The 19,128-nt window shown below is 50.5% G+C and carries 19 protein-coding genes; 9 read left to right on the plus strand and 10 right to left on the minus strand.

Going from position 1 to position 19,128, the window contains the following annotated elements; genetic code table 11:
* Positions 1-18 precede the first annotated feature (18 nt).
* From ACGHZ6_RS04525 to ACGHZ6_RS04545, 5 genes are all read right to left on the minus strand, one after another.
* Entirely contained in the window at positions 19-963 is a 945-nt protein-coding gene (locus ACGHZ6_RS04525; protein ID WP_390617618.1) for a biotin-dependent carboxyltransferase family protein, read from the minus strand.
* Entirely contained in the window at positions 960-1,637 is a 678-nt protein-coding gene (pxpB, locus tag ACGHZ6_RS04530; protein ID WP_390617619.1) for a 5-oxoprolinase subunit PxpB, read from the minus strand. Before pxpB ends, ACGHZ6_RS04525 begins: the two co-directional genes overlap by 4 nt.
* Entirely contained in the window at positions 1,634-2,371 is a 738-nt protein-coding gene (locus tag ACGHZ6_RS04535; protein ID WP_390617620.1) for a 5-oxoprolinase subunit PxpA, read from the minus strand. Before ACGHZ6_RS04535 ends, pxpB begins: the two co-directional genes overlap by 4 nt.
* Positions 2,372-2,429: 58 nt before the next feature.
* A complete protein-coding gene (locus ACGHZ6_RS04540; protein ID WP_390617621.1) occupies positions 2,430-3,077 on the minus strand; it encodes a TetR/AcrR family transcriptional regulator in 648 nt (215 codons plus the stop codon).
* 102 nt (positions 3,078-3,179) lie between these two features.
* Positions 3,180-4,553 carry an aminotransferase class III-fold pyridoxal phosphate-dependent enzyme gene (locus tag ACGHZ6_RS04545; RefSeq protein ID WP_390617622.1) on the minus strand — a complete coding sequence of 458 codons (1,374 nt, stop codon included), beginning with the start codon at positions 4,551-4,553 and terminating at the stop codon, positions 3,180-3,182.
* 323 nt (positions 4,554-4,876) lie between these two features.
* On the opposite strand from ACGHZ6_RS04545, the gene ACGHZ6_RS04550 reads away from it, so the two are divergent.
* The 3 genes from ACGHZ6_RS04550 to ACGHZ6_RS04560 all read left to right on the plus strand — a co-directional run bounded on the left by ACGHZ6_RS04550 (position 4,877) and on the right by ACGHZ6_RS04560 (position 10,131).
* Entirely contained in the window at positions 4,877-5,929 is a 1,053-nt protein-coding gene (locus ACGHZ6_RS04550; RefSeq protein ID WP_390617623.1) for a phosphotransferase enzyme family protein, read from the plus strand.
* Positions 5,926-8,313 (plus strand): TonB-dependent receptor, encoded by a 2,388-nt coding sequence (locus tag ACGHZ6_RS04555; protein WP_390617624.1) that lies wholly within the window; start codon positions 5,926-5,928, stop codon positions 8,311-8,313. The genes ACGHZ6_RS04550 and ACGHZ6_RS04555 overlap by 4 nt, the downstream gene beginning before the upstream one ends.
* Before the next feature lie 96 nt (positions 8,314-8,409).
* Positions 8,410-10,131, plus strand: a complete 1,722-nt coding sequence (locus tag ACGHZ6_RS04560; RefSeq protein ID WP_390617625.1) for an amidohydrolase — start codon at positions 8,410-8,412, stop codon at positions 10,129-10,131.
* Here the strand turns inward: ACGHZ6_RS04560 and ACGHZ6_RS04565 are convergent.
* The 4 genes from ACGHZ6_RS04565 to mobA all read right to left on the minus strand — a co-directional run bounded on the left by ACGHZ6_RS04565 (position 10,128) and on the right by mobA (position 12,577).
* Complete coding sequence (locus ACGHZ6_RS04565) at positions 10,128-10,841, minus strand: GGDEF domain-containing protein (RefSeq protein ID WP_390617626.1); 714 nt, start codon at positions 10,839-10,841, stop codon at positions 10,128-10,130. The genes ACGHZ6_RS04560 and ACGHZ6_RS04565 overlap by 4 nt on opposite strands.
* A 184-nt stretch (positions 10,842-11,025) precedes the next feature.
* The gene (locus ACGHZ6_RS04570; RefSeq protein WP_390617627.1) at positions 11,026-11,232 is read right to left on the minus strand and encodes a cold-shock protein; all 207 of its coding nucleotides are present in this window, start codon (positions 11,230-11,232) and stop codon (positions 11,026-11,028) included.
* Between the two features lie 410 nt (positions 11,233-11,642).
* On the minus strand, positions 11,643-11,963 hold the full coding sequence (locus ACGHZ6_RS04575) for a DUF3301 domain-containing protein (protein WP_390617628.1): 321 nt from the start codon (positions 11,961-11,963) through the stop codon (positions 11,643-11,645).
* Complete coding sequence (gene mobA / locus ACGHZ6_RS04580; protein WP_390617629.1) at positions 11,960-12,577, minus strand: molybdenum cofactor guanylyltransferase MobA; 618 nt, start codon at positions 12,575-12,577, stop codon at positions 11,960-11,962. The genes ACGHZ6_RS04575 and mobA overlap by 4 nt, the downstream gene beginning before the upstream one ends.
* 107 nt (positions 12,578-12,684) lie before the next feature.
* Here mobA and pdxH point away from each other — a divergent pair, with 107 nt between their 5' ends.
* The 6 genes from pdxH (at position 12,685) to ACGHZ6_RS04610 (ending at position 17,892) form a co-directional block, all read left to right on the plus strand.
* Positions 12,685-13,323 (plus strand): pyridoxamine 5'-phosphate oxidase, encoded by a 639-nt coding sequence (gene pdxH, locus ACGHZ6_RS04585; RefSeq protein ID WP_390617630.1) that lies wholly within the window; start codon positions 12,685-12,687, stop codon positions 13,321-13,323.
* A gap of 124 nt (positions 13,324-13,447) precedes the next feature.
* Complete coding sequence (locus tag ACGHZ6_RS04590) at positions 13,448-14,431, plus strand: NAD(P)H-quinone oxidoreductase (protein ID WP_390617631.1); 984 nt, start codon at positions 13,448-13,450, stop codon at positions 14,429-14,431.
* Between the two features lie 186 nt (positions 14,432-14,617).
* Positions 14,618-15,808: a CaiB/BaiF CoA transferase family protein gene (locus ACGHZ6_RS04595; RefSeq protein ID WP_390617632.1), complete on the plus strand. Its 1,191-nt coding sequence runs from the start codon at positions 14,618-14,620 to the stop codon at positions 15,806-15,808.
* Positions 15,809-15,957: 149 nt separating this feature from the next.
* Positions 15,958-16,572 (plus strand): MSMEG_1061 family FMN-dependent PPOX-type flavoprotein, encoded by a 615-nt coding sequence (locus ACGHZ6_RS04600; protein WP_390617633.1) that lies wholly within the window; start codon positions 15,958-15,960, stop codon positions 16,570-16,572.
* Between the two features lie 55 nt (positions 16,573-16,627).
* Positions 16,628-17,263, plus strand: a complete 636-nt coding sequence (locus ACGHZ6_RS04605; protein WP_390617634.1) for a glycine-rich domain-containing protein — start codon at positions 16,628-16,630, stop codon at positions 17,261-17,263.
* Positions 17,263-17,892 (plus strand): LysE family translocator, encoded by a 630-nt coding sequence (locus ACGHZ6_RS04610; RefSeq protein ID WP_390617635.1) that lies wholly within the window; start codon positions 17,263-17,265, stop codon positions 17,890-17,892. The genes ACGHZ6_RS04605 and ACGHZ6_RS04610 overlap by 1 nt, the downstream gene beginning before the upstream one ends.
* A 10-nt stretch (positions 17,893-17,902) precedes the next feature.
* On the opposite strand, the gene ACGHZ6_RS04615 is transcribed toward ACGHZ6_RS04610, so the two are convergent.
* Positions 17,903-19,102 (minus strand): hypothetical protein, encoded by a 1,200-nt coding sequence (locus ACGHZ6_RS04615; RefSeq protein ID WP_390617636.1) that lies wholly within the window; start codon positions 19,100-19,102, stop codon positions 17,903-17,905.
* Positions 19,103-19,128: the final 26 nt, after the last annotated feature.

Below are 19,128 nucleotides of genomic sequence, written 5' to 3' on the forward strand. Positions count from 1 at the left end.
GGCCACAAGGAGATGGCGTTATAGCTCTTCGGGTTGCATCTGTTGCCAGCGGGTATGGTGCAGGTGTAATTGATTGTGGGCATGATCCATGCTAATGGGGGTAAAGCTGATTTCAGCTCCTGGCTGTAGCTGAGCCAGCTTGGCCAAATCCAACGACAGTACTGAGCCAATTTTGGGGTAGCCGCCAATCGTCTGGCGATCATTTAACAGAATAATCGGCTGGCCATCACCGGGAATTTGAATGGCGCCCAGGCAAATACCTTCCGACAACATCGTGGTAATACTGGATTCAATCGTCGGGCCATTAAGGCGGTAACCCATACGATCACATTGATCGCTAACGGTATAGCGGCTGTTAAAAAACAAGCGTTGTTGGTAGCGGCTAAAACTGCTTTCCTGAAAACCGGGTATCACTCGCAGTTCGACGTGTTTACCATACTGTGGACGAAATTTTTCGGGCACGCGCAGGGTTGGGCGTTGTGTGTGCTTGGGGCCCGTTGCGCAGGGTAGGCGATCATCCTTTTGTAATGCCAGGCCCGAGAGTCCGCCTAAGCCTTCGCGAACAACCGTAGAGTTACTACCGAATTCTTCAGCGATATCCAGTCCGCCTTCTACGGCAAGGTAACTGCGACAACCCTGTTGGCAAAATCCCAATTCGATACGATCACCACTGCGAATAAAATGGGTTTGCCACAGTGGCTGGTTTTCGCCGTTAATGGTTAACGGCATGACTGCACCGGCCACAGCTATACGCATATCACCGCTGGCAATTAATTGCAGGCCGCCAAACGTAACTTCAATCGCGGTGCTGTTGTCGTTGTTTTCGCACAAGCGGTTAGCCCAGCGAAAAGCATCTGGATCCATCGGACCACCGTTGGTCAGCCCGATAGTGTGATGGCCGAAGCGGCCACCATCTTGCAGTAAGGATAAAAAACCGGGTTTAATCACATGCAACTTTTTCACAGCGCGCCACCCATATCCAAAAAACTGTCACGATCCACGGCGTAAAAGCGTACGCGATCGCCCACGTCTACCGGCATGGTTGGTTGCTGCGTTTTATCAAACATTGACGTAGGGCAGCGGCCAATAATATTCCAGCCGCCGGGTGAAGCAGCGGGATAAACGGCGGTTTGTTGATCGGCAATAGCCACACTGCCTTTGGCCACCTGTTTGCGTGGTGTGGTTAATCGTGGAGTGGCAATTCGGGTATCTACTTCACCAAGATAGGCAAAGCCAGGTGCGAAACCAATAGCGTAAACACGATATTCCATAGCTTGATGAATATTAATAATTTCATCAATGCTCAGTTGGCTCAGTTCACTGATACGTTGTAAGTCCGGGCCGCATTCTTCGCCGTAGTACACCGGTAGCTCGACAAGTTTGCCGGATTGAATACTTTGTTCTGATTTAGCTTCCAGTGCCTGACGAATTAATTTCCTTACGGCAATATGATCAGTTTGCAAGGCATCAAATAACACCAGCAGCGAGGCGAAGGAGGGAATCGCATCGATCAGTTTATCGCCCATCGCGCTGCGGATCGCATAAAAGGCTTGCTGCACTTCGGCGGCAACCTCGGGGCTGGCTTTATCGCTGAAATAAACAATCAGCGAATTTTCTCCGGCAACATGAATTCTCATGACGAGTGAATCAGTTGGCGGATTTGGTTAATGGCATCCACTCCGGCCTGGTTATCGCCGTGAACGCAGAGTGTATCTGCAGCCAGAGGCAGCGTTTTACCACTGACAGTGGTAACCGTTTGGGTATCTTGCAGTTGTTGTACTTGCTGCAACATATCATCGTGGTTTAACACGGCACCTGCTTTACTACGGGCCAGCAGTAAACCGTCATCGTCATAACGCCGATCGGCAAAGGCTTCAAAATACAGTGGCAGTTGATAGGTTTCTGCTTCATGGCGGTGTTGATCCGCGCTAGCCGTGGCCTGCAGCATGAGGTGCAGCGGCTTATGGAACTCGGCAAGGGTTTGCATAATGGTGCGGCGGATATCATCGCGCTTCATCATGTCGTTGTAGAGAGCTCCGTGGGGTTTTACGTAGTGAAGTTCCAGGCCATGGTTGCGGGCCATGCCATCCAGCGCCGCAATTTGGTAATTCAGCAGGGCGTGGATTTCTTCCATGGAGCAGTTAAGTGAGCGCCGGCCAAAGCCGGCAAGATCCGGATAGCTCGGATGGGCGCCGACGGTCACCCCGTGTTGTTTGGCAAGGGTGAGGGTGTTATTGATCACCACAGGATCACCGGCATGATAGCCACAGGCGATATTGGCCTGGTCAATATAAGGCATCACAGCTTCGTCGACCCCCATAGTCCAGGAGCCAAAGCTTTCGCCGAGATCGCAGTTTAGAAGTAGTGTCACCCTATTTACCCTTTGGTCTTACTTACAGGTATTTTATCAGCTCTATTTCGCGCTGTAATTATGCGGGTTGGCGGGGGAGCTCCCTGGGCAGATAGGTTTCCAGGTAGGCTGATGCAGCCCGCTTGGCTTCTGCGGTCATGGCCTCAGTGATGTCATTTTCCCGCAACATGGAAAGCACAAACATCAGGTCAATGATCTCAACGGCATAAAAGAACACATCCAGTTCATTGGGGATTTGAGGTAAGACAAAATAGCTTTCCAGGTGTTGCTTAAGTAAAGCACCCAGACGCCGGTCGTTATCCCGGTCTGCACGTTTAAATTGCGGTGGGGTTTTACCACCGATCAGCAGTTGGCGAGCGGCGGGATGGTTGTGGTAAAAATTTACTGCGCGCTCAATCATGCCATTACAGACATCGTGCCAGTGAGAGATATTTTGATCTTTGATCGGTTGCGCCAAGTGGTTGTATAACTCTTCACCAATACGGGTGGTTAGGGCCGAATAGAGGTCCATAATATTGGCGTAAAAATGATAGGCCGAGCCCTTGGGAATATTGGCGTGCTCGGCTATGTCGAGAAAGGTAATATCTTCGAGGTCTTTCTCAACAAGCAGAATAGCGGCACTGTTCAGCAGGCTCTCGCGACGGGCTCGCCCTCTTGCCTGGGTGGTGCCATTACTGCGCTTGGTTTTTGTAGATGATTCGACCATTGCCACAGTATATCGATTACATCTTTTAAACTCGACCAAATTCTTGAGGTGCCGCCCCGGTAAGCTATTTATCCGAGGCAGGCTTTGGAAACGCTATAAACGCTATTGAGTAAGTAGGGTTAATACTCTATCCAGGGCTTCTGCCACTAAATCGGCATGGGCTTCTTTAAAAATCAGCGGTGGCCGTACTTTTAACATGTTACCGTAGCGTCCTGTCATACCCATTAAAATACCTTGCTGTTTCATAGCATCCGGAATTTTGGCTGCAAGTTCAGGGTAGGGTTCCTTGGTGTTTCGGTCTTTTACAAGTTCGATTCCCAGGAACAGACCTTTGCCACGAATATCGCCGATAACCGGGTGTTTTAACGCTAATATTTCCAATTGTTTACGGAAGTACGCGCCCACGTTATGGCAATTATCGACCAGCTTTTCTTCCTTGCAGATGTGTAGCACGGATCGGCCGACAGCACAGGAAACCGGGTTACCACCGAAGGTGTTAAAGTAATAGGCCTGTTGACTAAAGCGTTCGGCGATCTCCTGGCTGGTAACCACGATGGCCAGTGGATGTCCGTCGCCCATGGGCTTACCCAGAGTGACGATATCGGGAATCACATCATAATGTTCAAATCCCCACCATTTACCGGTACGGCAGAGGCCTGGCTGAACTTCGTCGGCGATGCATAGTCCACCAGCTTGGCGTACCTTGTGATAAACCTTCTTAAAATAATCTTTAGGTGCTTCAAGGCTGCCCTGGGTGTCAAAGATGGTGTCGCACATAAAAGCGGCAACACCTTCACCATTGTTTTCCAGTTTATCGATCGCATCATCAACCAGATTGGCGTAGCGGTTACTTACGTTTTCATCGCCGATATCGGTAAAGGGTCCGCGGTAGGTATTGGGTGGTTCGATACCCACCACATGGGCTGGTCTGGTTTGAGGATCGGGATGGGCGACGGTCGACAGCTCATCGATCAGCGTAGAGTTACCGTGGTAGCTATTTTCCATCACGATGGCCCCGCGTTTGCCGGTTACTGTGCGTGCAATACGCATTGCCAGCTCATTGGCTTCTGTACCGCTGCAAACAAACATACACACTGAAAGTGGATCAGGCATCAGTGCTGTCAGCTCTTCGGCGTAGTCGATAACGTTTTCATGCAGGTAGCGAGTGTGGGTGTTGAGAGTCGCTGCCTGCTCCGTCAATGCCGCTACAACCTTGGGATGACAGTGCCCCACTGACGCTACGTTGTTGTAGCAGTCCAGGTAGCGTTTGCCTTCAGCATCGTAAAGCCAAACACCTTCACCGCGCACGATATGTACAGGCTCGTGGTAGAACAAAATACTTCCCCCCAGATGTGCCTGCCTGCGTTTGATCATGTCGATGTTCTTGGGGGGCTGATCGTAGGAATCTGTATGGGTGTGAGCTGCGCCAAGCATTGCTGGCTTGCTGCGAGAAGTGGCATTGCTGGGTGGATTCATGGGGGCCTCTGCGTCTAATTGGCTGCAATCTGAGTATCACTTTATGTTAAAACTCGAATAATGTCGAATATAGTTTTGGCGTGTGAGCTGCTTATTAATCCGAAAATAACCTTTTTTTATCTCTGTTTTATAGTGAATATCTAGTTTGTATTCTTTGTAACTATCTGATTTAAATTGATTTTGTGGTGTTGTTTGGCCCGCTGGCGAGGGTATAAGCGATCCTGCTTGGTAGACAGAATCGTCATATCGATCAAATAAGCCTTGCAATTGTTAAAACTCGTCTTTAGTCTAATTTAAAGTCGAATTAAGTCGGGTTTTGATGTATGAGCGATTTCTACCAGCAATCCAGTGATCAGCAGATTGAGTGCCTAACCCAATTGGCGCGAGAGGCTCTGCCCTTGTGGGGGCTAAGTCAGGCTGCTGAGCTGACCCTATTGAAGTACCGGGAGAATGCGGTTTATCGCGTTGTTGATGGTGGGGATCAATATGCTTTGCGCATACACCGATTTGGTTACCACTCCCAGGCTGAGTTGCAATCTGAACTGGATTGGATGCAAGCGCTTAACGATAGCGGCGTGATGACACCAGCCATTATCAAAACAACCGATGGTCAGTTGGTAAAAAATGTGCGCGTCGATGATGTGCCCGAAGCGCGGATGGTTGATGTACTCGGCTGGGTTGAAGGTAAGCCATTGGGCTCGATTGAAGAGGGGGCCCGTGGTGATCATGACACCATCATCGCCAACTATCGCACCGTTGGTAGCTTAATGGCCAAACTGCATTCCCATGCGCAAGTGTGGGACAGGCCTGCTGAGTTCAAACGCCAAATGTGGGATGTGGATGGGCTTTTGGGGGAGACCCCTGTCTGGGGACGTTTTTGGGAGTTACCCCTGTTAACCGAAGCGCAACGTGCACAAATTCAAATCGCCCGTAAACAGGCTTATCGGGAGTTGCAAAGCCTGGGGCAAGACCCGGCCTATTACGGTCTGATTCATTGTGATTTTTTGCCTGAAAACCTTTTGCGTGGTGACAAAGGTCTGCATCTGATTGATTTCGATGATGCCGGTTTCGGTTGGCATCTGTTCGATATTGCTACCACCTTATTTTTCCATGTTGGGGAAGATTATTTTGATGATCTGTTTGATGCCTTTATTGCTGGCTACCGAGCTGAACGTGCATTGGATGATCAACACCTCAGTCACTTGCCATTGTTTCTAGCGGTACGCGCGATGGTGTATCTGGGGTGGGTATATACCCGCAGTGAAATTGAAGGAGTTAACGAAATGGCGCCGGTGTTGATTGATGCAGCCATGGCGTTAACCCGGCAATACCTTAAACCTTGCAGCACTATACTTATAACAGGAGAGTCAAGATGAAAAAACTAGCATTGGCAGCTGCCGTTGCCCTGGTGGCACCGTCTGCGGTAATTGCCCAAGACTTTACACTTGAAGAGATTGTCGTCACTGCGCAAAAGCGCGCCCAGAATATGAATGATGTAGGGGTGGCTATCTCGGCATTCAGTGGCGAGCAGATGAAGGAGTTGGGTATTAGCAATGCCACTGATATGGCTGCACATACACCGGGTTTGGTGTTAACCGAAACCCAGCCAGCAGGGATTCCTGTGTATACCATTCGTGGTGTCGGTTTTGATGATATTTCTGTCAGCAGTAGCTCCACAGTGGGTGTCTACGTTGATGAAGTGGCTTTGCCTTATCCCGCCATGACGCGCGGTATGTCATTCGATGTCGAGCGCATCGAAGTTTTAAAAGGGCCACAAGGTGACTTGTATGGTCGCAATAATACCGGTGGTGCGATTAACTTTGTAAATAATAAACCGACGGAAGAGTTCGAAGCCGGTGTCTCGGTTGATTATGGTCGTTACGACTATACCAAAGTGGAAAGCTTTGTCAGCGGGGCCTTAACCGATAGCGTCAATGGCCGACTGGCATTAAATGTTACCCAGCAGGATGACTGGCAGGAAAGTATTTCCAGTGATGACGAGCAAGGTGAAAAGGATGAGCTTGCCGGCCGTATCCTGTTGGATTGGGCAGCCAGTGATAATGTCAGTGTGTTGTTTAACGTTCATGCAAATCGTGATAAATCAGATAACCAGGCCGCTTACGCCGTTGGCTTAAATAATTACGGTGCACCGGTATCCATGATTCCTGCTTTGGGCAGTGGTCCGGGTTATGACGATGTTCTGGCGGGTGATCATTTAAAATACGCGGTATGGTCTGGTGGTGCGCCAACCGAACAAACCTTTATTGATATTAGCGATGCCTTGCGTCAGGACAATGATCCACGTTCAGCCGATTGGAGCTTAAAGCCCGAGCGTGATAATGATGCCTGGGGTAGCTCTGTTACCGTCAGTTGGGATATTGATGATGCTTACTCCTTAACGTCGATCACCGCTTACGACTCTTTTAAGCGCGATGAAACTTTCGATTACGACGGCACATCCTATGAAATTATGGATGTGATGAATGATTCGGAGATTGAGTCCTGGAGCCAGGAAGCGCGTCTGAGCTTTGATGATGGCGGTGACCTAACCTGGATTGCGGGTATCTACCTGTCCAGCGATACGGTGGAAGAAGAAATTCACGGCTTTGTCGGTAACACCTTGGCCGGCGGTGGTGGTTTGGGTTTTAACGAGTACCGTCAGGTCTATGAGCAGGATACCGACACCCGCGGTATTTTCGGGCATGCTGAATGGCAGTTTGCTGAACAATTTAAAGTTATCGCTGGTATCCGCTATACCCATGAAGAGCGCGAGTGGAGTGGTTGTACCTACGATGCCGACGGTGGGCTTACCTTTATCTATAACAATTTACTGGGTTACTCCAAGCCAGGTCTGGTGGCGTTTGATAATGGCGATTGCCTAACGATTGATGGCACCTCTGTTGATGGCGGTACAGGTGAGGTGGCTAACTATGGTGTTTATAGCGATAGCATCGTGACTGAAAATGTCTCCGGCAAAATTGGTTTGGATTACACGCCAACCGAAGATGTCTTACTGTATGCCAGTATTGGCACCGGATTTAAATCCGGTGGCTATAACGGCAACCCTGCCAATGACTACTCACAGTTAGCGCCTTATCAAGAAGAAGAGTTGCTGGCCTACGAGATTGGTATTAAAGCCACACTGCTTGAGCAAACCATGCAGTTAAACGGTGCGCTGTTCTATTACGACTACCGCGACAAGCAGGTTTACGATGCGGTAGATACCTTCTTTGGACCACTGGCAAATCTTACCAATATTCCTCATTCGACTATTCAGGGGGGGGAGTTGGAGTTGCAATGGCGTCCAATGCAGGGGCTGGATGTCAAGCTGGCGGCTTCTTATCTGGATTCCCGCGTCGATGAATATACCGATTTCTACGATAACGATCAGGAAGGCAAAGAATTACCACAAACCCCACAGTGGCAGTACAACGGCATTATCAGTTATGAATTCCCATTGGTAGATGGATTGATGATGCGCGCTACCACCGATTTTTCCTACAGCGATAGCTATTACACCTTGATAGGTACCGCCGACGGCACGGTCGATTATGACGATATGAAAGTGGATAACTGGTGGTTGGTGAATGCCCGCGTTGGTGTTGAATCTGAAGACGGTACTTGGGCTGTGGCTGCCTGGGTGAAGAATCTGGAAGATAAATTCTATCAGCCCTGCAACAACTACGGTAATGACATTGTGTTTGGTATGGCCGGTATGGGTCGCACCTACGGCGTTAACTTTAGTTACTACTGGAATTAATACAGTGCTTGCTCTCTTCTCTCGTGCTCAATAGAGCTTTGCGGCCACTTCGGTGGCCTTTTTCAGATGTAGAGCGATATAAAACATATGAGGTCAATGATGAAGTTGTACATAGTTGTTGCGCTAATGCTGCTGTCGCTGACAGCGTGTAAGAATAATGATCCAGTCGCGGATGTAATTTATACCAATGCCAAGGTTTATACCGTTAATGAGGCTGCTCCGTGGGAGGAGGCCTTTGCGGTTCAGGGCGAAAAATTTCTGGCTGTAGGCTCAAACTCCGAAATGGCAGCCTATCGAGGTAAGGATACCAAGGTTATTGATTTAGGTGGCCGCTTTGTTATGCCGGGTTTGGTTGAAGAGCATATTCACCCGGATATGGGCGCCGAAAACCTGATGGGTATTTTATTGCAACCCAGTGTTATGAGCTGGCAAGAGCAAGCGCAGGTGATCAGCAATTTTGCCAAACATAATAAAGGCAGCGGCTGGATTACCGGCGGTACTCTAAATTGGTTGGCAGATAACGGCGAGGAGATTCTGGGTAGCGGTGTCCCATCTCATTACTCCACGCTGGATAACATAATCACTGATCGCCCGGTCATGCTGTGGGATATTGGTGGCCACGCGTTGCTGTTAAATTCCAAAGGCATGCAGGTGTTGGGTATTACGGCAGCCAGCGAAAACCCCGAAGGTGGCGTTATTGTAAAGGATGCTCAGGGGCAACCTACCGGTGTGCTGCGCGAAACCGCTGCTAACCTCGCTTATGAAACGGCGTTAAAAGAACTGCCACGAGGTCAGGCATTGATTGAGCATGGTATTAAACCGGTGTTTCAAACACTGAATGCCTTGGGCTTTACTGCAATCAGTGATGTGTGGGCGCGTTATTATGTCTTGGATGCCTACCGCCAAATGGCTGATAACAACGAGCTGACCCTGCGTTTGCGAGCGTTTATTTCTGACCCCATTGAGTGGATGACAGAAGAGTGGAAGCAGGGCGCTCGCGAGGCGATTGCCAACCACAAAGACTACTATCGTGAGAATTGGTTGGATGCCTCTGGCGTAAAGTTTGTGTTGGATGGTTCAGCGGGTGGGCAAACCATTATCATGGTTGAGCCCTATGAGGGGACTACGGATGTCCATGGTGGGCCATGGCGCAATGATCCGGCGTACTTTGCTAAAAAATTCATTGAATATGATGCCATGGGGTTAACCATAAAATCCCACGGGGTAGGCACGCAAAGTATTCGCACGATTCTCGATGCCATTGAGTCGGTTCGCGAGAAGGGTTCAATCCTGCGTCACAGTGTGGCTCACACAACCTTTGTGCATCCGGAAGACCTGCCACGTTTCAAAGCACTTAACGCCGTGGCAGAAATGTCTCCTTACTTTTGGTATCCGGCTCCGGGTTGGAGTATTGTTCGTGGCGAGCTAGGAGACCGGCGTTTAGAGTGGGTCTTCCCCTTTAAAACCCTGTCAGATCAAGGGGTGAATATATCGGTGGGTTCCGATTGGCCGGTGGCGGAAGATCCTAATCCTTTCCCGTTGATCGAATCCATGATCACCCGCCGCGTTGCCGGAGGTGGCAGTGAGGCGCTGGCCAGTGAGAAACAGCGTATTGACCTGGCGACAGCCGTAAAGGCATTCACTCTGGGTGGTGCTTATGCACAAAACCGTGATGATGTTATTGGCTCGATAGAGTCAGGTAAGTTGGCGGACTTTATCGTGTTGGATCAAAACCTGTTTGAAGTAGATACCTATGCGATTCACAAGACGCAGGTATTACAGACGGTGGTGGGTGGCAAAACGGTATTCCAGCGCTAGTCGTCGTTCCCAAACAGACCAAACAACGCATCCTTCTCCTCCGCCGACACATTGGCTTCCTTGTCGGCAATGGGGGTAATGCCGTGGCAGACCCGGTTGCGGCCTTCGTGTTTGGCGCGGTAAAGCTGTTCGTCGGTGCGTTTGATAAAGTCTTCCGCGGTTTCCTCGGTGGAGGCATGGGGGAGGGTACGGAAGGTATCTACCCCTAAGCTGGCGGTCAGCGGTAAGGATTTCTCGCCGACAATCAGCGGAGTGCCCTCAATCATCGAGCGCAGCCGTTCAGCAACCTGAATGGCGGTGATCAGTTCGGTGGAGGGCAGGACAATCGCAAACTCTTCACCGCCGTAGCGGCAGGGGGTATCCAGGCGACGGGTAGCTTGGGTCAGCAGCTTGGCGGTTTGCATCAGCGCCTGGTTGCCCACTTCGTGGCCCCAGGTATCGTTGACCTTCTTGAAGAAATCCAGATCCACCATAATCAGGGCGGTGGCTTGACCCGTACGGCGGGTACGCTCCATTTCCTGATCCAGCACCTGGCGGAAATGGCGGAAATTGGCAATGCCGGTCAGGGTGTCGGTATGAACCTGTTCGGTCAGGGCTGCAACCTCGGTGCGCAGCTCATCGAGCGCTTCCAGGTTAGGGCAGTCTGTGCCTGCGGGGCAGCGCGGCGGGGCCTGAGGTGTGTGTATCTGTGTATCAGCCTGGTCGGGCACGTGGGCTTCCTGTTGCCGTATCTGTGTATCTATTTTAGCGTAATCCTAAACCACATTTAGGTGGTCTGTCACAGAGTTTAACGGCCAATTCTCTAGGAAAATAAGCTTAAATTGAAAAGGCAGATACAAAAAAGGCAAGCCCGAGGGCCTGCCTTTTTAGGTTCTTAATTCAGAGAATTAAGACTTACAGCGGCTGAATGTTCTCAGCTTGTGGACCTTTTTGGCCTTGAGTTACGGTGAACTCAACTTTTTGGCCTTCAGCCAGGGTTTTGAAGCCTGTGCCTTGGATCGCGCTGAAGTGAGCGAAAACGTCTGGGCCGTTCTCTTGCTCGATGAAACCGAAACCTTTAGCTTCGTTGAACCACTTAACTGTGCCAGTAACTGTAGACATAGTTGCATCCTATCTATAACAATTTGTATTTTGTCGTACTCGAGAGCATGACGATGTAGCTGGGAAGTGCATGTTACTTATGTTCTACAGGACGAGTCACAGAGTGGAGCTTCGAAACACTTTTGACATAAAGTAAGGGCAAGTCCGTTGTACCACATTTTAGCCGCATTTGAGGTTATATGTATTACTTCGAATAGCCCAAGCTAACTTTCTAGCTGCATCGACTATAACCGTCGTACCTCCCCCTCGTCAACGCCTGTTTTCGTGGGATTGATAGGGACAGCCAAAAAGCACCTTTTTGGCGGGCCAAATACCCTTGAAGTCCCTATCTATGGGCATTGTGAGCCCCGTAGATGAATATTTTATGAAGGGTTTTCGGGCAGGCTGACAACTGCTGGTGCAGTTGTCGTTCAAAAGTCGATGGTGTGAGGCGCCAGTTGGATGTGGGCGGTTTGTCCGGCCAGCAAAATGACCTCACCTCGATAGCGATGGTTGCCGGTGGTGCTGAACTCGAACTCATAGCGGCGGCGCAACACCATATGCCCGCGCCGGTTGCGCTGTGGCCATACCCCTTTTATCACCATGCTCTCATCCAGCAGCTGTACATCGTACTTCTCACAATGGGCTTTGGCCGCTCGCAGAGCTTGCTCCTTAAAGCTGGCGTTATGCCAGAGCAGGGCTATGGCAATAAACAGCAGAAAGACAATAAACAGGTCGCCCAAATCGATCATATCAGTTGCTCCAGATAGTCAGTCTGGGCTTGGGCCAGATCCTCAGGGGTATTGATATTGAAGAAGCTGTAATCCGGCAGTTGGTTTAAGTCCACCGCCAGGCTTGGGGCCAGCTTCAGCCAGGCGCCCACTTTGTATAGCTGGTCGTCAACCAGCGCTTTTTTAAGGGCTGGGGCCTGGCTAATACGCCATAAACTCAAGGTAGGGTGGCGGTAGCCGCCGTGCTCGGGGTAGATAACGTCCACCTTATTTTCAGTAGCTTGTTGCAGCCGATAGACCAAATCCAGGGGGAAAAAGGGGGTGTCGACCGCAAAACTGGCCAACCATTCGGCATCGAGCGCAGTCTTGGCGGCCCATTCCATGGCAGTCACTATGCCTGCTAATGGGCCCAGATGGCCTGCTTCGCTATCGGCTATCACCGGTAGGCCTGTCTCGATATATTCTGGCAGGGGCTCATTGCTGTTGATTAACAGGTGGTCGACTTGTGGCATAGCCCGTTTGATAACCTGTGCCATTAGCGTGGTGTCCCCCAAGGGCAAAAGTCCCTTCGGTTGGCCTGCCATTCGTGTGGCTTTACCACCGGCCAAAATCACGCCGCAGATGGGGTGCCCCATAACACTCAACCTTCTTTCCCATATATAAAGCAGTATTATGTGGAATTGTCCCCAGGGGATACAATGGTTAGCAGGATATTTAGTTCATACAGGCAAAGAGACGATCAATGAAGTTGGAAGATGTAAGGCGGGAATACCTGCGTGGCGGCCTTAAACGAGAGGACCTGGCCGAGGATCCTATCACCCAGTTTGAGGCCTGGTTAAAGCAAGCTATTGATGCGGAGATTCAGGACCCTACCGCCATGACGGTGGCAACGGTTAATGCCAACGGCCAGCCCAGCCAGCGTATTGTGTTGCTTAAGCAGGTTAATCAAAAAGGCTTTGTGTTTTATACCAACTACGAAAGCCGCAAGGCCAAAGAAATCGAAGCCAACCCGCTGGTAAGCCTTCACTTCCCCTGGCATATGCTGGAGCGACAGGTAAAGATCTGTGGTCGCGCCGAGCGTGTATCCACAGCTGAATCTTTAAAATATTTTCTGTCACGCCCGGAAGAAAGTCAGCTGGCTGCCTGGGCCTCCGAGCAGAGCCGCCCGGTATCTTCGCGTCAGGTACTGATGCAGCAATTTAATGCCATTAAGAATAAATTCTCGAAAGGTGAAATCCCACTGCCGGACTTTTGGGGCGGCTATCGCGTAGTACCTAGCAGTATTGAGTTTTGGCAGGGCGGGGCAAACCGTTTGCATGATCGTTTTGAATACCAGCGCCAGGATGATAATAGTTGGGAAATTGAGCGACTGGCACCGTAGCCCAATGCCGTCATTCCTGCCTAGAGCCTGCCCCATGAGCGGAGCGAGTGCTTTGGGTACGCAGGTATGGCATTGAGGAGTTAATCGTGGGTATTTGGCAGAGTAAATATTAACGAGCACAACAATGAAATATATCGATATCACCCAACCCGGTGGCCCCGAGGTATTACAGCTGCAGGAAGGCCCTGCGCCAGAGGCCGCAAAAGGTGAGCTGCTAATTAAAGTTGAAGCCGCCGGTGTTAACCGCCCGGATGTTATTCAGCGTATGGGGCTCTACCCAGCTCCTCCTGGTGCATCACCCATTCCTGGTCTGGAAGTCGCCGGTACTGTTGCTGCTGTTGGCGAGGGGGTTGAAGGTTGGGCTGTAGGAGATCAGGTTTGTGGTCTGGCCAACGGTGGCGGTTATGCGGAATATGTGACCATTCCTACCGGCCAATGCCTACCCATACCCAAAGGCTTATCAATGGTTGAGACAGCAGCCTTACCGGAAACCTGTTTTACTGTTTGGACTAATGTGTTTGATCGCGCCGCCTTAAAAAAAGGCGAAACCCTGCTGGTGCATGGCGGTGCTGGTGGTATTGGAACCACAGCGATTCAAATGGCCGTCGCCATGGGGGCAACCGTATATGCCACCGCCGGTGATGCTGAAAAATGCCAGGCCTGCGAAACTTTGGGGGTGAAGCGCGCAATTAATTACCGTGAAGAAGACTTTGTCGAAGTAATTAAAGCGGACACCGATAATCGTGGCGTTGATGTAATTCTCGATATGGTTGGGGGTGAGTACCTGCAGCGCAATATCAATGTCGCCGCACAAGACGGCCGCATTGTGAATATCGCTTTCCTGCAGGGGCCGGTGGCGGAAGTGAATTTTATGCCGGTGATGTTAAAACGCTTAACCCTGAGTGGCTCTACTTTACGACCGCGGTCAGCCGATGTGAAAAGCGCTATTGCTGATAATCTACGCCAGCATATTTGGCCAGCGATTGAAGCGGGTAAAATAAAGCCCTTAGTAGATGCTACTTTTCCGTTGGCGCAGGCGGCTGATGCCCATAGCAAAATGGAGAGTGGTGAGTTGATTGGCAAAATCGTATTAACTATCGACGAATAGAAACATATTAAAAATACTGCCATTCCCGTGAAAACGGGAAGCGCCTGCCCCGCGAGCGGAGCGAGTGCTTTGGGTATCCAGTTTTACGGCACGTACTTGGACTTGGGAAAATTTTCATCAACCCACTCCGTATCTCTGGATCCCCGTTTCCACGGGGATGGCTTGTAGAACGTTGGGGAAGAGAATATGAGCACAGGCCCATTAGCAGGCTATCGCGTAATTGAATTGGGGCAACTACTAGCCGGCCCCTTCACCGGCTGTATGCTGGGATACTTCGGCGCTGAAGTGATTAAAATCGAGCCCCCCAAAGGTGGTGACCCCATCCGCGGTTGGCGCGAAGTCCAGGATGGCACCTCTCTGTGGTGGCACTCCCTTGGCCGCAACAAAAAATCCGTCACCATCGATCTCAAGTCTGAGGAAGGCATCAAGCTGGTTAAACAGCTGATCGACAGCGCCGATGTGGTGATCGAAAACTTCCGACCCGGTGTGGTGGAAAAATGGGGCATAGGCCCGGAAGAGTTTAAACAGTCCAATCCCAAACTGGTGTATGCCCGTATTTCCGGTTATGGCCAAACCGGTCCTTACAGCAGCAAGGCGGGCTTTGCTTCGGTGTGCGAAGGCATGAGCGGTTTTCGCTATGTGAATGGTTTCCCCGATGGGCCGCCGGTGCGTCCTAACCTGAGTATCGGCGATACCATTGCCGGTATTCACACCGCACTGGGTATTACCATGGCCTTACTGGAACGCGAAAAAAGTGGCCAGGGACAGGTGGTTGATGTGGCTTTATATGAAGCCATGTTTAATTTAATGGAAGCGGTCATTCCCGAATACGACGGTGCCGGTGTTATTCGTGAACCTTCTGGTTCAACGGTTACCGGTATTGTACCCACCAATACCTATAAATGTGCCGACGGTAAATACGTGGTAATCGGTGGCAATGGTGACAGTATCTTCAAGCGTTTGATGGAAGGTATTGGCCATCCCGATTTAGCGGTAGACGAACGTGTGGCCACCAACGCTGGCCGCGTTGAACATCAGGATGAGATCGACCAGATTATCGGTGGTTGGTGTTCGGCCAGAACCGTTAGCGACGTGTTAGCCGTGATGGAAGAGCAGCGAGTTCCCGCAGGGCCCATTTACCATGTGGAAGATATGTTTAACGATGAACACTTCCAGGCTCGCGGTTTATTTGAACAGGTGGAGATCAACGGCAAACCGTTAAAAATCCCGGCGATTATTCCCAAGCTGGATCGTACCGAAGGCAAAACCCAGTGGCCTGGGCCGAGCTTGGGGCAGCACAATGATGAAGTGCTGGGTGAGATTCTGGGTTTATCGACTGAGGAGCAGGAAGCCCTGCGTAAGGCTGAGGTAATTTAGTTCTGAACAGGGGTACGACCCGCAGGGTCGGACCCCAATCCGGTGGAGCCTGCATGAACGGGAGCTGGCACGAACGGGGTCCGACCCCACGGGTCGTACCCCACGTTTTGGCACAGACATTAATAACAATAAATGATGAAGGAACTATCATGAATAAAATCCAAGATTTAAAAGAACTAAGAGAAGCCCTGGGCGGCGAACCTCATCCTCTGTCCAGCAAAAAAATCTACAACCACCTCAACCCGCAGATGCAGGCGTTTATCGCCCAATCGCCTCTATTAATGCTATCCACTGTCGATGCCGACGGCTTCCCAACTATTTCGCCCAAAGGTGATGATGCGGGGTTTGTCTACGTAGAAGATAATAACACGCTGCTTATCCCCGAGCGTAAAGGCAACAAGCTGGCCTTCTCCCTGCAAAATATCCTGGATAACGGCAAGGTCGCTTTGCTGTTTTCCGTACCCGGTGTCAATGAAACCTTAAGGGTGCATGGAGAATGCACTCTTATTCATGATCACGCCCTATGTGAGCAGTTGGCCTCTCAAACCCATGATGCACTGTTGATTATGCGAGTAGAAGTAAAAGATGCTTACTTCCACTGCGCGAAAGCTTACCTGCGCAGTAAAACCTGGCAGCCTGAAAGTCAGTCGTCGTCTTTAAAAGTGTCTTTTGGTAAAGAGATCGCCGGCAATATAAATGAAAACCAAACTTTTGAAAAACAGGTCGACAACCTGGTTGCCGAAAACGATAAAACAGAATTATAAACTACCATAGCTGGGGTCCGACCCTACGGGTCGTACCCCATAATTCGGAAGCACTATGCCATATATCATAGCCGCCATCATTGCCGCACTATTTGCCTGGGCCATTTACCGCAGCTACAGACGTTCACAAATTGCCAAGCGTGAAGTGCTGATCGATACCTATCAGTTCCCCACCACGATAAAAAACAAAGTCGCGGAGAAGTACCCGCACTTAAACGAAAAAGATACCGAGATGGTGATGCGCGGCCTGCGGGAATATTTTCATCTGTGTAATATTGCTGGCAAGCGGATGGTCTCCATGCCATCCCAGGCAGTCGATGTTGCCTGGCATGAATTTATTTTGTTTACTCGCAAGTATGAATTCTTTTGTGACAAGGCCTTAGGGCGCTTTTTACATCACACGCCGGCCGAGGCGATGGAATCACCAACAGTGGCACAGGCTGGAATCAAGACCGCTTGGAAAATTTCATGTTTTCGAGAGGACATTGAACCCAAGGCAGCCACTAAATTGCCCCTGTTGTTTGCCATGGATGCCAAACTGGATATTCCTGATGGTTTTAAATACTCACTAAATTGTCAGAAGGCAGGAAGTAACAATTACTGTGCGGGTCACATCGGCTGTGGCTCAGGCTGCGGTGGTGGTTGTGGGGGCGACTCGTCTGGTTGCGGCGGTGGTTGTGGTGGGGATTAATGCCGATTGAATCGATCGTTACGTTTATTTTCGCATCGGCCCTAATCAGTGTTGCCCCCGGTCCCGATAACATTTTTGTCCTGACACAATCGGCACTCTATGGCCGCAAGTCCGGCGTGATTGTTACCTTGGGATTATGTACGGGGCTGTTGGTACACACCGCAGCGGTCGCATTAGGCGTGGCCGCTATTGTTCTTACCTCGCCATTGGCATTTAATCTTCTTAAATACCTGGGTGCAGCTTATCTTCTCTATCTGGCCTGGCTTGCATTCTCTGCCAAACCCTCTGCATTACCATCGAGTAATAACGGTTTAGTTTCGGCCAAGGCGCTTTACCGCCGCGGTATCATTATGAATGTCACCAACCCCAAGGTGGCGATTTTCTTCCTGGCATTTCTGCCTCAGTTTGCCGATCCACAGGCGGGCAGTTTGGCTGGACAGTTTTTGTTGTTAGGGGCCTTGTTTATCATTGTGGCGCTTGCGGTGTTTGTATCCATTGCCTATTTAGCTGGAGCACTAGGGCAATGGATCACTAACTCTCCTAAAGGGCAGCTATATTTAAACCGCATAGCCGGTGGCGTATTTATTGGACTGGCGATCAAACTGATCATTTCCAGTGCTGCGTCATAAATATAACTGGCTAAAAATATCGCCGCAGCTCCACCTGAATATAGTCATCGTTGCGGAAGTCATACAGCGGATCATCACTGGCGGTGTTGGAAAACCAGCGCCCCTCAGCTTCCAGTAGCCACTGGTCGTTAAGGCGGTGGGTGGCTTCCACGCTAAAAAAGCGGCTGTTGTTGTCCAGGTCCACGCTCATTGCCGCGAGCACTTCGGTGCTTTGTATATCGTTTAATACCCAGCGCGCGCCCAGGGCGATATCGTTTTGTGAGGCTGTTTCTGCTGCACCGCGACGATCATCAAATTGGTATTCCAGCAGGATACCTAAATCGGTGATGCCTTCATTGATGCCGACAAAGGTGTATTCAAACCCGCCGACGGCGGCGGTATTTCTACCTTCACTTTGGTTCTTGACGGAAATCGCTTCCAGTTTCCACAACCAGTCACCTAAGGTCGCCTGTAGGTCCAAACCGGTTTGGTTTGTCTGTACATAGTAAGGGTACAGTTCTGTAGGGGAAGAGCTTGTTGCCCTAAACTGTGGATCCCGGGCTGTGCCGGAAAAGTGGCTGATGCCAATATCCCAATCGCCGATCACATGGCTCCAGCGAATGGCTAAATCAATATGTTTGTCGCCAGCGCCGGACTGATATTCGGCTGCTGATTCATCGATGGGTAACTGCGGTCGCAAGCGGCTGTCCTTACCGACAAATTCCCGCTCCCGAAAACCTAATAAGCCGAACACCTCCAGTGTGCCCCAGTCGCGTTCCAATAGGAGACTGACCATGGGTTGGCCGAGTTTGTCTTCGCCGTCGATATTTTCCAGGTTGTCATCCTGGTTAATCACATCCACCAGATGAACGGTTTCAGTTACACCCCAGAATACCTTGCGCACACCGGCATAGACTTCAAAGTTGTCGAAGGCTTTCCACCAGTAAAACTCACGAATATCGACGTGATTGCGCTCGCTATCCTCGCTGTCCCAGCGGGCAAAGCCGGTGGCGACAAAGCGCTGATAACCGCCATCCCAATCGCGGTAGTACTCCAGGTTGACGGATGATGCCCCGTAGGTGTCTTTCTGTTCGTTATCAAGAGCATCTTCGAGAAAACCACGGAACTCAACACTGGCGTAACCGGTGAACTCACTGTCGATATCAGCAGCGGGCACAGCGCCCGCTACAGATATCAGTCCCAGAGTTAGCAATAGGTTTAAGTAACTCATTAGAACCTTAACCTTTTATTTAGCCT

This window comes from Maricurvus nonylphenolicus (assembly GCF_042854845.1).
GTDB lineage: Bacteria > Pseudomonadota > Gammaproteobacteria > Pseudomonadales > Cellvibrionaceae > Maricurvus > Maricurvus nonylphenolicus.